Origin of the sequence: Microcystis sp. M_OC_Ca_00000000_C217Col (assembly GCF_007095585.1) — a bacterium.
Taxonomy (GTDB): Bacteria; Cyanobacteriota; Cyanobacteriia; order Cyanobacteriales; family Microcystaceae; genus Microcystis; species Microcystis panniformis.
This window is the reverse complement of record NZ_SFBV01000134.1, coordinates 1-15,408: the sequence shown is the minus strand read 5'-3', so window position 1 is coordinate 15,408 and position 15,408 is coordinate 1. Positions and strand designations below refer to the sequence as shown.

Annotated in this window: 15 protein-coding genes and 1 pseudogene; 10 read left to right on the top strand and 6 right to left on the bottom strand. The window is 44.3% G+C overall.

Annotation, left to right across the window (positions count from 1 at the left end; genetic code table 11):
* Window positions 1-179: pseudogene (locus EWV66_RS24045) on the top strand (Uma2 family endonuclease); the annotation flags it as partial.
* Here EWV66_RS24045 and rpsF read toward each other — a convergent pair.
* Window positions 180-569, bottom strand: a complete 390-nt coding sequence (gene rpsF, locus EWV66_RS07870) for a 30S ribosomal protein S6 (RefSeq protein ID WP_004161283.1) — start codon at window positions 567-569, stop codon at window positions 180-182.
* A 145-nt stretch (window positions 570-714) separates the two neighbouring features.
* On the opposite strand from rpsF, the gene EWV66_RS07865 reads away from it, so the two are divergent.
* Complete coding sequence (locus EWV66_RS07865) at window positions 715-1,506, top strand: fumarylacetoacetate hydrolase family protein (protein WP_052276377.1); 792 nt, start codon at window positions 715-717, stop codon at window positions 1,504-1,506.
* On the opposite strand, the gene tpiA is transcribed toward EWV66_RS07865, so the two are convergent.
* Window positions 1,493-2,218, bottom strand: a complete 726-nt coding sequence (gene tpiA, locus EWV66_RS07860; protein ID WP_072925269.1) for a triose-phosphate isomerase — start codon at window positions 2,216-2,218, stop codon at window positions 1,493-1,495. The genes EWV66_RS07865 and tpiA overlap by 14 nt on opposite strands.
* Window positions 2,219-2,375: 157 nt before the next feature.
* On the opposite strand from tpiA, the gene EWV66_RS07855 reads away from it, so the two are divergent.
* The gene (locus EWV66_RS07855; protein ID WP_052276376.1) at window positions 2,376-3,140 is read left to right on the top strand and encodes a metallophosphoesterase family protein; all 765 of its coding nucleotides are present in this window, start codon (window positions 2,376-2,378) and stop codon (window positions 3,138-3,140) included.
* On the opposite strand, the gene EWV66_RS07850 is transcribed toward EWV66_RS07855, so the two are convergent.
* The 3 genes from EWV66_RS07850 to pgl form a co-directional block, all read right to left on the bottom strand.
* The gene (locus EWV66_RS07850) at window positions 3,059-4,306 is read right to left on the bottom strand and encodes a site-2 protease family protein (RefSeq protein ID WP_052276375.1); all 1,248 of its coding nucleotides are present in this window, start codon (window positions 4,304-4,306) and stop codon (window positions 3,059-3,061) included. The genes EWV66_RS07855 and EWV66_RS07850 overlap by 82 nt on opposite strands.
* 104 nt (window positions 4,307-4,410) lie before the next feature.
* A complete protein-coding gene (locus EWV66_RS07845; RefSeq protein WP_072925276.1) occupies window positions 4,411-5,049 on the bottom strand; it encodes a double zinc ribbon and FHA domain-containing protein in 639 nt (212 codons plus the stop codon).
* A 248-nt stretch (window positions 5,050-5,297) separates the two neighbouring features.
* Entirely contained in the window at window positions 5,298-6,020 is a 723-nt protein-coding gene (gene pgl, locus EWV66_RS07840; protein WP_287107580.1) for a 6-phosphogluconolactonase, read from the bottom strand.
* Window positions 6,021-6,413: 393 nt separating this feature from the next.
* Between pgl and EWV66_RS07835 the strand changes: the two genes are divergently transcribed.
* Together EWV66_RS07835 and EWV66_RS07830 are read left to right on the top strand one after the other, a co-directional pair.
* Complete coding sequence (locus EWV66_RS07835) at window positions 6,414-7,205, top strand: HpsJ family protein (protein WP_052276374.1); 792 nt, start codon at window positions 6,414-6,416, stop codon at window positions 7,203-7,205.
* 660 nt (window positions 7,206-7,865) lie between these two features.
* A complete protein-coding gene (locus tag EWV66_RS07830) occupies window positions 7,866-8,597 on the top strand; it encodes an undecaprenyl-phosphate galactose phosphotransferase family protein (RefSeq protein WP_002760967.1) in 732 nt (243 codons plus the stop codon).
* Between the two features lie 275 nt (window positions 8,598-8,872).
* Here the strand turns inward: EWV66_RS07830 and EWV66_RS07825 are convergent, their stop codons facing one another.
* Window positions 8,873-9,445 (bottom strand): Uma2 family endonuclease, encoded by a 573-nt coding sequence (locus EWV66_RS07825; protein ID WP_052278426.1) that lies wholly within the window; start codon window positions 9,443-9,445, stop codon window positions 8,873-8,875.
* A gap of 209 nt (window positions 9,446-9,654) precedes the next feature.
* Between EWV66_RS07825 and ileS the strand changes: the two genes are divergently transcribed.
* The 5 genes from ileS to EWV66_RS07800 all read left to right on the top strand — a co-directional run bounded on the left by ileS (window position 9,655) and on the right by EWV66_RS07800 (window position 15,213).
* The gene (ileS, locus tag EWV66_RS07820; protein ID WP_287107581.1) at window positions 9,655-12,513 is read left to right on the top strand and encodes an isoleucine--tRNA ligase; all 2,859 of its coding nucleotides are present in this window, start codon (window positions 9,655-9,657) and stop codon (window positions 12,511-12,513) included.
* Between the two features lie 107 nt (window positions 12,514-12,620).
* On the top strand, window positions 12,621-12,983 hold the full coding sequence (locus EWV66_RS07815; protein WP_052276372.1) for a hypothetical protein: 363 nt from the start codon (window positions 12,621-12,623) through the stop codon (window positions 12,981-12,983).
* 572 nt (window positions 12,984-13,555) lie between these two features.
* Window positions 13,556-13,918: a photosynthetic/respiratory NAD(P)H-quinone oxidoreductase subunit C gene (gene ndhC / locus EWV66_RS07810; RefSeq protein ID WP_002739390.1), complete on the top strand. Its 363-nt coding sequence runs from the start codon at window positions 13,556-13,558 to the stop codon at window positions 13,916-13,918.
* 47 nt (window positions 13,919-13,965) lie between these two features.
* Window positions 13,966-14,709 (top strand): photosynthetic/respiratory NAD(P)H-quinone oxidoreductase subunit K, encoded by a 744-nt coding sequence (ndhK, locus tag EWV66_RS07805; protein WP_002760976.1) that lies wholly within the window; start codon window positions 13,966-13,968, stop codon window positions 14,707-14,709.
* Window positions 14,710-15,213, top strand: coding sequence for an NAD(P)H-quinone oxidoreductase subunit J (locus EWV66_RS07800; RefSeq protein WP_002760978.1), 504 nt, complete (start codon window positions 14,710-14,712; stop codon window positions 15,211-15,213).
* The last annotated feature ends 195 nt before the right edge of the window (window positions 15,214-15,408 follow it).

The following is a 15,408-nucleotide window of genomic DNA, read 5'->3' as shown; positions in this document are numbered from 1 at the left end:
TGTTTGAAGAGGGTTTAGAGGTCTTTTATCCCAATGGGGAACGATTTAAAGACCCTGAAACCCTCTTTGAGGAGCGCAACCAAGCACAACAAGAACGCAACCAAGCACAACAAGAACGCGATCGCGCTTTTGCTCGATTACGGGAATTGGGCATTGACCCGACACAGTTGAGACTATAATTAATCTTCAGCGGAGATACCGTCATCTTCCACCACCGCTTCGGTGATAGGAGAGGGGGGAATTTCCGTTAGGGGAGATAAATCGGCAGGGGGGGCTACCACGCGATCGAGTTTTAGGGTTAAATAACGAATAACCTCATCACTTAAACGCATGGCCCGTTCCATGGGGGCGACTTGTTTGCCGGTTGCCTGATAATTCATCTGCACATAGACACCATCATTGAGTTTTTTGATGGGATAGGCCAGACGTTTTTTACCCCACACCTTAACTTGAATGTCTGTGGCGCTGTGTTCGCTAATCAGAGTTCGATAACGTTCCACTTGTTGCTGAACGACTTCTTCCCCTAAATCGGGACGGAGAATGTAAAGAGTTTCGTAGTTATTGCTCATCTCAGAATCCTTATGGACTAGAAGGCTTCTTTGTCAAGACCGGAGGTTAATTGATTTTAATAACTCTCTAGCCTTTAATAAAGAAGCAAGGATATATGATCATACTACTATCCGAGAGTCGATCGCTAGTCATTCCCAGAAAAATATGGCGCAACGCTATGTACGAGTGAAACATCGTCAAGGACAAATCTTCTACGGACTGTTACAGCTAAACCGTAGCGTTGCTGTCTTTGATGCCCCTCCCTGGCAAGGAGGGCAACTAACCAAACTAGAATTAGAACCTGATAGCTACCAACTATTAGCCCCCTGTTTCCCGTCGAAAATTATTGCTGTGGGCAAAAATTACCGCGCCCACGCCGCCGAGATGGGAACACCTGTACCAGAAGAACCGCTTTTATTTCTCAAGCCACCGACGACAATTATCGGCGATGGTGAAACGATTTTCTATCCGCCCCAATCGGAAAGAGTAGATTATGAGGGAGAATTAGCATTAATTATCGGAGAAACCGCCAAAAACTGCACCACAGCCCAAGCCAGAAGCAAAATCTGGGGTTATACCATTGCTAACGATGTCACCGCTAGGGATTTACAGAAAAAAGATAGCCAATGGACGCGGGCGAAAGGATTTGACAGTTTTTGTCCCCTCGGCCCCTGGATTGTCCGGGAATTGAGTATCGGGGCGCAATTAACCACTTTTCTCAATGATGGCAGCGACCCCAAACAAAGCAGTTATCTCAGCGATATGGTCTTTCCCCCCGATGTCTTGGTGGCTTATATCTCCCAAGTGATGACCCTGCTGCCGGGGGATGTGATTTTAACGGGAACTCCCGAAGGAATCGGACCGCTGCAGGTGGGGGATCAGGTTCGGGTGGAAATAGAAGGCATCGGGGTTTTGGAAAATCGCGTCATGGCAGCAGCATCGATTAACGATAATTAACAATCCTAGCGAATACGGCGGGGTCTAGACTAGCCCCACCGACTAAAACCCCGTTTATCTGCGATTGAGCCATAATTTCATCGATATTATCGGGTTTTACAGAACCACCGTACTGAATGGTGACTTCGGGATTGTCTAATTGTTGCCGAATTAAACCGATAACGCGGTTCGCTTCCTCGCTTTCGCAGGTTTCCCCCGTGCCAATCGCCCAGATGGGTTCGTAGGCGATAACGAGGTTTTTTTGGTCAACATTGACTAAACCCCCTTGAATTTGCTTGATAATTACCTTTTCCGTTTCTCCGGCATCTCTTTGGGCTTTACTTTCTCCCACGCAGATAATCGGGATTAAACCTTGTTTTTGGGCAGATATAACCCTTAAATTGACGGTTTCATCGGTTTCGCCGAAATATTGCCGGCGTTCACTGTGACCGATAACCACATAGTGAACCCCAATTTCGGTTAACATATCCGCCGAGATTTCGCCCGTATAAGCCCCCGATTTTTCCCAGTGGACATTTTGCGCCCCCAAGCGAATACGACCGCCGTGGAGGGTTTTAGAGAGGACAGCTAAAGCTGTAAAAGGCGCACAAAGAACCACTTCTCGGTCGTCGGGAGTTTCCTCTAGATGGGATTTAAAATCTTGCAAAAACTCCAAAGCTTCTCTCTGGGTTTTGTGCATTTTCCAGTTACCTGCAATAACAACTTTCGGCACAGCTTAATTAATTTAGTAGATTTGATAATTTATGGTACATTTTACTGTAAGCCTTTTTGTTACCCTAAGCAAGATCACCGATAATCGCTGTCTGTCATGAACAGATTTTTTTAATACTCTTACCTGTACCTATGCCCTAATCCCCTACCAAATCCTCATGCGAACCTTAGCGATCGGCGATATTCATGGTTGCTCGAAAGCTCTAGATCACTTGCTAGAGATCGTCAATCCCAAACCGCAAGATACTTTAATCACCCTCGGTGATTACGTTAATAAGGGCAGAGACTCGAAAGGGGTGATCGAGCGCCTTATTTCCCTACATAAACAGGGAAATTTGATTCCCCTCAAGGGTAATCACGAGATTATCATGCTACAGGCCCGTCACAACCCCCTCAAACAGCGTCTCTGGTTAGAAAAAGGCGGTAAAGCTACTCTAAAATCCTATAGCGAAGGCCAACTGATTAAAATTCCCGAATCCCACTGGGATTTTTTAGGAAAAGTCTGTATAAATAGCTACGAAACTGCAAATCATTTATTTGTTCACGCTAATCTCGATCCCCATCTACCCCTGGCCAGACAACCAGAATACAAACTCTTTTGGGAGAAATTTCAATACCCCGCCGCCCATAGTTCGGGAAAAACCATGATTTGCGGCCATACCAGCCAAAAAAGCGGTAAACCAGTTAATCTCGGCCATGCCATTTGTATCGATACTTGGGCTTACGGTAAAGGCTGGTTAAGTTGTTTAGATGTGGAAGCGGGGAAATTGTGGCAGGTTAACCAGCGAGGAAATTTTCGGATTAGCCATATTCAAGATTATTATCGTCCATCCTCTCTAGGTCAGGACATTAAGGAAGGTTCGCCGATTTTTGGCGGTTCGCTTTTGTCGAGAGCGGCAGCAATGACATTTAAGGGCAAATAACTGGGGTAAACTCCCTCGCGAGCGCGTTTAATATCCGTTTCCTCTAGGGGAAGTTGGTATTTAATCGCAATTGCCTTGAGGATATCGCCGCGATCAATCACTCCCGCTACGGCGGAGGCTGGTGTTAACACCGTGATCATGCGGTCTGGGATGGTTTCCAATTTTTGCACCACCGTCACTAAGGGGGTTTTTTCCTCAACAGTGGGAATTTCCGTGAGGGGATGGGCAATATCAAGCAGTTGTTTTTCTGACCAGAAACTCCGCTCGATCGCCTGTAAATCTTCCACCCGAATTAATCCCCGATAACGTCCCTCGGAAGCGGCAAAATAAGCAGTATTGGCAGCCGCTCGGTCTAAAACGTATTCCTGGACGAATTCCTCTAGGGTTTGATGGGCGTTTAAAACCCGCAAATTTCTGCTCATCACCTCTCCCGCTTGCAAATTGAGGAGACTTTCCTGTAAATTAGTTAAATTATCGTAGGCGCGGGCATTTCTGAGGATAAACCAGCCCATTAATCCTAACCAAGCACCCTCCACAGCTGCCGTCAAGAGAACCAAGAAAATCCCCAAAATAATCCCTAACCAACCGATGAATTGACCACTGATCGCAGCCCAATGTAAACCCTTCCAGCGATCGCCAGTTGCTTGCCAGACCATTGCTTTGAAAATTTGACCGCCATCGAGGGGTAAACCGGGGATAAGATTAAATAGAGCCAAAAACAGGTTAATTATCGCTAAATGCCCGCATATATAGGTTAAATTAGCGTTTAAATAGGGTAAGTGACTGGCTAGGGATAGGAGACAAAACAGGAGAAAACTGACGAGGGGTCCAGCGATCGCTACTTGCAGGGCCTCCGGAGGAGTCCGAGATTCTCGCTCGATCGAGGCCATTCCCCCAAAAAGAAACAGGGTAATGGAATTGACCTCGATGCCTTGCGACCGAGCCATTAAACTATGACCTAATTCGTGGAGTAAAACCGAGATAAATAGCAATAAAGCCATGATTAAACCAAGTAACCACGCTAAAACAGAACTCTGGCCAGCCAGAGACTGAATTTCTGCATCGGTGGCATTGATCAGGGTGACAAAAGCCAAAATCAAAAACCACGAGGAATCAATATAGAGAGGAATGCCCAATAAAGAGCCGATTCGCCAATTTGTACGCATAATTTTCAGTGGGGAAGTGGGAAGTGGGGAAGTGGGAAGTGGGGGAATGGGGAATTTAGCTGAAATTTCCCTATCACCCTAAATCCCTAACCCCCTAACCTTTTTTAAGACATTTGGAAAATAAAAGTCATTTTGTCCCCTTTACCGAGGGAAATGCGATCGCCTGCCCGAAGACGATGACGATTGCCGGGGGGTAGGGGATTGTGATTAACGTAGGTTCCGTTAGCGCTGCCGCTGTCTTCAAGGTAATAGATGCCCCCTTCGACGCGGATATCGCCATGAACCCGGGAGACGATATCAGAATCGGGAAAACCGGAAACATCGATATCGGGGGGAATGCGATCGTTAGGTTTGCCGACATGAATTACCGATAGATGTAGGGGTAATTCAATTTTGCTATCGGTTTGTAGGTGCTGGAGACTAGCCATTTCCGTCTGTAAGCGGGTGGCAGCCGGAACCGGTGGGGGGGCAACAGGAGGAGGTGCGATCGAGGCGCCGGTGGCTGTGGGGACCGGTGGGACGGGTTCAGGTTCCGATTCCGATTCCGATTCGGCCTCGGCTGCCACCATGGGAACGGAATTAGGCTGTAAATTGTAGCCACACTGACCGCAAAAAGTAGCATCAGTTTGGATGGTTGCCCCACAACTAGGACAGGAAGACATCCGCGGTAAGGGGGTATAACAGGCCTCGCACTGACTGGCCTCATCGGGGTTAATATGTTCGCAATTGGGACAAACGATCATTTTTAAGTAAAAAGTAAAAAGTAAAAAAGCAGATTAGGGGTTAGGTTTTAGGGTGTTGGGGTGTTGGGGTTTTAGGGTGTTGGGGTGTTGGGGTTTTAGGGTGTTGGGGTGGTCACTGCGTGCGCGTTGCGGGGGGTGTTAGGGTTTTGGGGTGTTGGGGTTTTAGTTGAAATTCCCCCATTCCCCCATTCCCCCATTCCCCCATTCCCCCATTCCCCCATTCCCCCATTCCCCTATTCCCCTATTCTCTAGACAAAAGAGGAACCAGCGGCCGCATCGAGCAACCAATATAATTCCCCGGCCGGGGGGTGGATGAGACGGGAAGGATAGGAGAAAGAGTCACCATAGGCAGAGAAAATCTCATGTAGAGCGGGGCGTTTACTTTCGCCGGCAGCGATAAAGATCACACAACGGGCCTGATTGATCAGGGGAACGGTAAAAGTTAAGCGGGGATTGCCGTCTTTCTCGCCGACGGTGATACAGCGATCGCTCACCGTTAAAGCTGCCGTGTGGGGAAAGAGAGAGGCGGTGTGACCATCATCGCCCATTCCTAATAAAATCAGGTCAAAAACGGGAAAATCGGGAGAATTGACCCCAAACCATTGGCGGAGATGATCATCGTATTTTTGGGCGGCCAGGTGGGGATCGGGTTCATCCGTGGGCATAGGATGAATATTAGTGGCCGGGATCGGTATGCGATCGAGCCATGCTAATCGGGCCATGCGTTGATTACTGTCGGGATGATCGGGACTAACGTAGCGTTCATCTCCCCAGAAAACGTGAATTTTTGACCAGTCGAGGGGTTGAGAGGATAAAGCTTCGTAGAGAGGTTTCGGGGTACTACCGCCAGAAAGAGCGATCGTAAAATAATCCTGTTGGTCGAGGCCGGTTGTGATTTTTTCCAGAACCAGCGCCAGAGATTTTGCGATCAGAGCTTGTTTATCAGCTAAAACTTCCACCAATTTCTGCATGGGTTTTGTTATCAACTCAGGGGGGCTGTCTTTACTATAGGCTAACCATTGAGGACTCATCTGAGAGCTTGGGAAAATTTTATTCTTTGACAGTCTCTGTCTTAGGGAAGAGATCTGGGGAAAACCTCGTCTGAGAGCTTGGGAAAATTTTATTCTTTGACAGGGATAGGTTTACCGATGCCATATTGAGGTAATATTTCTAGAGTCGATTCTCGAAAGAGGTTGACAAGCAGAACGATTTAGCGTAGGGTTTAGCGGGAGGTTGAGCAAAAGTTAATTAGAAATTGCAGTTTGTCAGAGTGCCTCTCGGCAAAATCCTTCTGGGAACCCCCAGCGAGAACTTTTAAACAGACTAATGAATCTATTCATTGACATACCATTACAGAAACAGCGATGAACAGTTTTACTTCTTTGTCCCTGAAATTAACGGGATTGGTTTTCATTATTTCCTTCCTTTTGGATGCGTTTATCCTACCGCTGCCCTATCGATTTAATGAATCCCAATGGCAGGTAGGTTTCGTCACCACCTTTGTCGATCGAGGAATTGTTCCTCTTCTGGGTATCGTTCTCGTTTTAATCGCTTACTGGATTGACGCTAACAATAGAGATGTCATTCCTAGAAAATCACGCTTTGAATTGCGTTGGCCGATCTTTATTCTTTCCACACTGTTAGGCTTAGTTTTTCTGTTGATGATTCCTGTTCATATCAACAATATCAACCAGATTAAAAACAACGCTTTGACTCAAATTGAACAGGGTGTTGACCAGGGGGAGGGACAAATTCAAGCTTTCTTAGCCCAGTTAAATACGCTATCGCAAAATCCCCAACTATTAGACCAGCAGATCTCTCAGAGAACTCAAGTGATTGAAACTGGTCGTTTCCAAGGACAACCGATCAACACGGAACAGTTACAAACCCTTCGTCAACAAAGAGAGCAATTAACTAATTTACGCGATTTATCCAAAAGCCCGAAGGAATTTAAACAGAAATTAGATGAGATCAAAAATCAGCTACAAACTCAGCTGCAAGAGCGGCGAAAACAGGCAGAAAGCCAAGCCAACTTGGAGGCTTTGAAACAGTGGTTAAGAATTGGTATTCAAAGTATGTTGCTATCGATTTGCTATAGTTTGATCGGTTGGTTAGGCATTCGAGAACTAGGTAGTGTGAAAAAACGCACTGCCTAAGCAGGGGATTTATCTTAATGATCAAGTATAAAGTTTTCGTTTTCGGGACTCAGAATTCTCCGAGTCAGGAGACGAGCGCAGACAAGAGCATACTTCATCCTTAGGATCAAATCTGTAACTACTTAAATATTCAGCCACAGGGCATCAGCAAATGATGCCCTTTTATTGATTAGAACTCTTGCATAATTAATTTTTGGTGGTTCAAAAACGTCCTATAAGCTGTTCGTAATTTAAATTGCTTGTTGAGACGAGGCAAGAGGCACTCTTGCACTCTTGCAAAGGGCAACACCCCCCTACCACGTCGGGGGGGCAAGGGGGGGAGATTCGGCTAATCTAAGAATAAGCGGTTTAAATACGTCTTAGCTTAATACTAAATCCTGTTTAAAAGGTATAGGAGAGCAGGGGAGCGGGGAGCAGGGGAGCGGGGAGCAGGGGAGCGGGGGAGATGGGAGCGGGGAGAATAAATAAAAATAATCTCCTGAATTCTGACTACTGACTCCTAACCCCACCAACAAACTTTTTCAGCAAACCCTAATTAGAGATTTTTCAGTACAAAGGCTCTAAAATTGCCAGTGCCATTTATTGGACTGAAGACTTGTTTTTTCGGTCTTGTGGCTTTATCATGGGTACTGTGTGGTGTGTGTGATGTGAAGGAGTAAGATGACTGCTAATAGCCAACTTATCTCCGTCAAGGCTCTACAAGCTTTGATGAAGCGAGGGTTCAAACCTTCGGTCTCTGGTAGACGGCATCAAAAATCTTGGTTAATAGCTTTAGACGGCGATACCTCAAAACGATTATTCGATATCGTTTTCTCCCTATCGGTTCTAATTTTCTTTTCGCCGCTTTATTTAATCTTAGCCTTATTGATCGCGATTAGTTCCCCCGGTCCGGTCTTCTATGTGCAGAAGCGCGTCGGTCAAAACTTCCAGCATTTCAACTGTATTAAATTCCGTACTATGGTAATGGATGCGGATAAGGTATTAGAGAGACTGATGGAAGACTCTCCCCAACTGCGGGCGGAATTCGAGGATAATTTCAAGCTTAAGGACGATCCTCGCATAACTTGGATTGGCAAATTTCTCCGCTTAACCAGTTTAGACGAGTTTCCCCAATTCTGGAACGTCCTGCGAGGAGATATGAGCGTCGTCGGTCCGCGGCCTTTAGTTCCCGAAGAATTGCAGAAATATGGCAATCGCATCGACAAAGTTTTAACTATTCGCCCCGGTTTGACTGGTTTATGGCAAGTTTCGGGACGTAATGACATACCCTATCCCCTGCGGGTGCAGATGGATGTGTATTACGTTAATTCGCGTAACTGGTTAACTGATATCTGGGTAATCTTCAGAACTATCGGTGTTGTGGTTTTTCCCAAAAATAACGGTGCTTACTAAAGCGGTGAATAGTAATTAAAAATTACTCACTGCTGTTTCAATGTAACTAATCGCTAGACTGGAGGAGAGAAGGGCAAAAATTGCTTTTTTCTCCTCTTTTTTTGATAAAGATTATGACAGTAATACTAAATCTGGTTATTAAAGACTGATTATTTATTCCCCTTTTTGCATGAGTGCATGAGCAGAAAACGGGTTTCGTTTCTCGGAGAAACCCGTTTTCTGTGCGTTACTCAACGGATTTAGTATAATTAAGTGAAGTCAAAAAAGAATGGCAATTATACCAAACCGGGGACTTTGCGATAGATAGAAGCGAGCGATCCCCGGAATCCTACACTGGCAAATTCTACCTCATCTCCCGCTTCATAGATCTGTTCTTGCCAAACTCCCGAATCCTCGCGACGGTGACATTCAATTTTCCTCTGGTTTTGATGGATAAGAATGTATTCTTTTAAGGTGGGACAGGTTTGATAATCGCTAAATTTATCACCCCTATCAAAGGATTCCGTCGATTTCGATAATACTTCAATAATCAGAACGGGATAAAGAATAAAATCATCAGTATTGTTAATCTCTCTCTCGTCACAAACCACCGCAATATCGGGATAATAATAACAATTTGCCTCCTCTAACCGGACTTTGATATCGGAAGTGAGAACAAGACAGGGACTATCATCGAGATGGATACTCAATAAAGTAGCTATATTTGTATTTAAGACAATATGGGGCTTTTTTGCCCCTACCATTGCGTAAATCCGTCCTTTTCGGTATTCGTGCTTGATGGGACTGACTCTTTCCCCTTCTAGATACACTTCTGGAGAGACATAAAAAAAATTAGGATTCGTCACCATCGTCCCCATGCTCCCTATCCTCGAATAACTAAATTATAGCCTTTCGGAATCATCGCTCTTGGACTCAATCTCGCTAGACTTATAGATCAATGATTGTCACTTGTAATATTTGTATTACAGTTATGTGACAGAATAGAGATAACGACTCTCAAAGGGACGTTATTTAGGAATGAATCCCAAAAACGATTGATATCCATAGGTTTGCCAGAATGTCCAACGCTAAAAGTTACAAAGATACCGTTAATTTGCCTCAAACTGACTTTGATATGCGAGCAAATGCCAGCAAACGTGAGCCAGAAATCCAGAAATTCTGGCAAGATGAGCAAATATATGAGAAATTAGCGCAAAATAACCCCAAAGAATTATTTATTCTCCACGATGGACCCCCCTACGCTAACGGGTCCCTGCATATCGGTCATGCTTTAAATAAAATTCTCAAAGACATTATCAATAAATATAAACTGCTGCAAGGCTACAAAGTGCGCTATGTGCCGGGTTGGGATTGTCACGGGTTGCCGATCGAACTAAAGGTTTTACAAAGTCTCAAAAGCTCAGAAAAAGAGGGTCTAACCCCTTTGAAATTACGTCAGAAAGCCCACGATTTTGCCCTTCAAACGCAAAAAGAACAGTGTGAAGGTTTCAAAAGGTATGGAGTCTGGGGAGACTGGGAAAATCCCTATTTAACCCTAAAACCTGAATACGAGGCCGCTCAAATTGCCGTATTCGGAAAAATGGCCCTAAAAGGTTATATTTATCGGGGACTAAAACCAGTTCACTGGAGTCCTAGTTCTCAAACCGCTTTAGCTGAGGCCGAATTAGAATATCCCGAAGGTCACACTTCCCGCAGTGTCTATGTTGCTTTTCCAATTACGTCAGTTTCAACCCCGGTTTTAACGCCATTTTTGCCTAATTTATCCGTGGCTATCTGGACGACTACCCCCTGGACTTTACCCGGGAATTTGGCCGTCGCATTGAACCCAGAATTAAACTATTCAGTGGTGGAAACTAGCGAGTCTAATTATCTAATCGTAGCGACGGATTTAGTCGAAAAATTGGCCGACACTTTTAACACAACTTTGACGATTAAAGCAACGGTTAAAGGTCTGGAATTAGAACATACTAAATATCGTCATCCTTTGTTTGACAGAGAAAGTGCGATTCTCATCGGTGGGGATTATGTCACCACTGATTCCGGCACTGGATTAGTTCATACGGCCCCTGGCCATGGTCAGGAGGATTATATCGTCGGACAACGTTACGGTTTACCGATACTTTCTCCCGTGGATGATAAGGGAAATTTCACCGCAGAAGCGGGACAATTTGCGGGTTTAAATGTCTTGAAAGATGCTAATGAAGCAATAATTTTAGCACTGACAGAAAAGGGTGCCTTACTCAAAGAAGAAGCATATCAGCATAAATATCCCTACGATTGGAGAACCAAAAAACCGACAATTTTCCGCGCAACAGAACAATGGTTTGCTTCCGTGGAAGGATTCCGGGAATTAGCTTTAGACGCAATTGATTCGGTGCGTTGGATTCCTGCAACGGGTAAGAATCGCATCACTTCTATGGTTAGTGAAAGAAGCGATTGGTGTATCTCTCGTCAGCGCAGTTGGGGGGTTCCTATTCCTGTTTTTTATGACGAAGAAACGAATGAACCTCTGTTAACGGAGGAGACGATTAATCACGTTCAAGCTATCTTCGCAGTCAAGGGTTCTAATGCTTGGTGGGAGTTATCCGTAGAGGAATTGTTACCTCCCAGTTATCGCAATAATGGTCGCAGTTATCGCAAGGGAATGGATACTATGGATGTGTGGTTTGATTCTGGTTCTAGTTGGAATGCGGTGGCTAATGCTCGACCAGAATTAAGTTATCCTGCGGATATGTATCTAGAAGGATCGGATCAGCATCGGGGATGGTTTCAATCGAGTTTATTAACCAGTGTGGCTGCTAATGGTATTGCTCCCTATAAAACGGTGTTAACTCACGGTTTTGTTTTGGATGAACAGGGACGAAAAATGAGTAAATCTCTGGGTAATGTCATCGATCCCAATGTGATCATTAGTGGTGGTAAAGACCAGAAAAAAGAACCCGCTTATGGGGTGGATGTGATTCGGTTATGGGTGTCCTCAGTGGACTATACCAATGATGTGAATATCGGTCAAAATATTCTTAAACAGTTGGTAGATATCCGTAATAAAATCCGTAATACTGCCAGGTTTTTACTGGGGAGTTTAAATGATTTTGATCCCCTTAAAGATGCGGTAGCTTATGAAGACCTACCGGAGATTGATCGCTATATGTTACATCGTATCTCGGAAGTGTTTACGGAAGTTACGGCAGCTTTTGAAAGTTTCCAATTTTTCCGCTTTTTCCAGACAGTACAGAATTTTTGTGTTGTCGATTTATCTAACTTTTATATCGACATCGCTAAGGATCGTTTATACATTTCTGATCCTAATTCTTTCCGTCGTCGCAGTTGTCAAACAGTTTATGCTATTGCTTTAGAAAATCTCGCTAAAGCGATCGCTCCTGTCCTATCTCATCTAGCGGAAGATATCTGGCAATTTCTCCCCTATAAAACTCCTTATTTATCGGTATTTGAGTCAGGATGGCTAAACATCAATCCTGCTTGGAATAATCGCGAATTGGCCGATAAATGGGCGAAATTCCGGCAGCTACGCACCGAAGTTAATAAGGTGATGGAAACTGCCAGAAATGATCAAGCGATCGGTGCTTCTTTAGAGGCAAAAGTTTTACTTTATGTTCCCGATGAAACCTTACAACAGGAGCTAGAATTATTCAACAATTGTGATAGTTTAACGGGGAATAAAGTCGATGAATTGCGTTATCTATTTCTCTCTTCTCAAGTGGAATTAGTTAGTGATATTAGCGCAATTCAAACCGCCGAATATAAAGGAGAATCGGACTTTGTTTCGGTGGGAATTGTCAAAGCGGACGGAGAAAAATGCGATCGCTGTTGGAATTATTCGACTCAAGTGGGAAAATTTGCCGATGATCCCACTATTTGTGAGCGCTGTAATGCCGCTTTAAAAGGAGAGTTCTAAGCTAAATTAAAAGGGTGCTTTATTGTCTAATAAAGTACCCTTGTTTAATCCTCAGCTAAAAAAAAACTTATTCACAGGTATTAACTCTAGCGAATAGATAATTAGGGATGGAAGATTACCAATCAGCTTTTTTACAACGTCATCAAGATACAGAAATACTTTGTAAATCTAATAGGAAAATAGCTGCTATGCACTTTGGAGGTATTACGATCGAATGTTTTCTGAAATCTATGATCTTAGCTTCGGTATCCAGTCAAGAATGGAAAACTGATTCCAATAACCCCGGACATACTATAACTAATCCGGGTCACAGTTTGACAACTGCTTTAAAACGTCATAATCGTCTCTATTCGAGAGTTCAAAATTTTCCAGAGGTGAGAAAATGGATTAATATAGTAGAAAAACCTAGTCAAAATTTGATAAATATGCGTTATTCCAGCAGTGAACCAAATGTGGTTATCAGCGTATAAAAGTCTGAAAAGTTGGCTTCATAAACAAGCTACTCAACTTTGAGGAGATAGTTATGTCAGAAACTTGGTTAAGATCAATGAAACAAAATTGATTATTTTAATTGGCTTAGTAAATTAAATCTAATTAACCCTTTTCAACGGTAAAAAAATATCCATCCTGATATACTTGATCGCAAGTCCATTTCCCGGAGCCAAAATAAAGCGATCGCTTTTCTGAGCGGGTGCATTAACAAAGTATAGTGGGTCTGACAGCATTTCTCCTAATTTAGACTGCCTATGGGAAATTTTAGTACAAATGCTCGGACTGGCAATTCTGGCACTCCCATGCAGTCTTAACGAGTAATCTGGATAGTCAGCAGTCCATTATGGTCATTTCCTTGTCACCCCGTCAGAGTTAAGAGCAAAGCACGGACAGAAGCGAAGTTTGACCCGACGATTAGCTAATGGTATCGATAAACATCTTCAATGCTGCTTTTGAGAAGGAGACGGGTTGCTAAAGCCTCTATAATAAGTACCCATAGAGATGCCGACAACTTCCCCTGTCGATAGCGAATAAGGAGAAAAAAAACCCAGTGTTTGTCCTCAAAGGTTACGAGTATTTTCTAGGATTTCTGCTCGCTTGCAGTTTAGTACCAATCCTATCCCTAACTGCCTCCAAAGTCCTGCGGCCTAGTGGTGGCGGTCCAGAAAGACGTACCACCTATGAATCGGGGATGGAACCGATCGGCGGTGCTTGGATTCAGTTTAACATTCGTTATTATATGTTTGCCCTCGTTTTCGTGGTTTTTGACGTGGAAACCGTCTTTCTCTACCCTTGGGCAGTAGCTTTCAATCAATTGGGCCTATTAGCTTTTGTAGAAGCATTGATCTTTATTGCTATCCTTGTGGTTGCTCTCGTCTATGCTTGGCGGAAAGGAGCCTTAGAATGGTCATAACGGCCATAATTTTCCTTATTTTTGACTTTTCATGAGAGGATAACCGGATGAGTCCCAACCCTACCAGCGAATTTAAGCAAATTATCGAACAACAAAGCGAAAAAATCCTCAATCCCATCGAACGCACCAAAGTTACCCAGGATTTATCGGAAAATGTCATCCTTACCACCGTTGATGACCTGTATAACTGGGCGCGTTTGTCAAGTCTTTGGCCGATGCTATACGGTACAGCTTGCTGTTTTATCGAGTTCGCGGCCTTGATTGGTTCCCGTTTTGATTTTGATCGCTTTGGTTTAGTTCCCCGTTCTAGTCCCCGGCAGGCCGATTTAATCATCACTGCCGGTACAATCACCATGAAAATGGCCCCCGCTTTGGTGCGTCTGTATGAAGAAATGCCAGAACCTAAATACGTTATCGCCATGGGTGCCTGTACGATTACGGGGGGAATGTTCAGCAGTGACTCCACCACCGCAGTCAGAGGGGTAGATAAACTTATCCCCGTGGATGTCTATATACCCGGTTGTCCCCCCCGTCCAGAAGCGATTATCGACGCGATTATTAAACTGCGGAAAAAAGTCGCTAACGAATCTATTCAAGAACGTGGGACTGTCCTCCAGCAAACCAATCGTTATTACAGCACCACCCACAAAATGCAGGCCACAGAACCGATTCTCACAGGTAAATATCTACAATCGGCCACCCGTCAAGCACCCCCGAAAGAGTTACTAGAAGCCACTGGTATGCCTGTTCCCCCCGCTCTTTTGACCACGAAACAAAAGGAAGAAATCTAAATGACTGAAGAAACGACAGCTATTGTGCAAGCTGGCCCCACTTCGATTTGGTTAAGCGAAAATGGTTTTGAGCATCAAGCTTTAGAAGCTGACCATAGTGGTGTGGAATTGATTAAAGTAGAACCAGACTTTTTAATTCCTCTGGCCACTGCTTTATACGCTTATGGTTTTAATTATCTCCAATGTCAGGGCGCTTACGATTTGGGACCGGGGAAAGAATTGGTTAGTTTCTATCATCTGGTCAAAGTAACCGATAATGTCGATAGTCCCGTGGAAGTGCGCTTAAAAGTCTTTCTTCCTCGAGATAATCCCCGGGTTGCTTCGGTTTACTGGATTTGGAAAGCGGCTGACTGGCAAGAAAGAGAAAGTTATGATATGTTCGGCATTATTTATGAAGGACATCCCCACCTGAAACGGATTTTAATGCCGGAAGATTGGGTCGGTTGGCCTCTACGCAAAGATTACGTTTCTCCCGAATTCTACGAACTACAGGACGCTTACTAAGTCGAGAATTTAATCACTAAGTAGGGAGGCAAAATTATTTGTAGGATGGGTTAGCGGTAGCGTAACCCATCGGGGTGTTGGGTTTCATGCTTCAACCCAACCTTGTATCTTGAGAAGTAGGCAACCCGTCCCAACCTAGGTAAAAAATACCGCTTTGTAGCTTGGGTGCCTATATTCTGAAAAAGGGCGTGGACA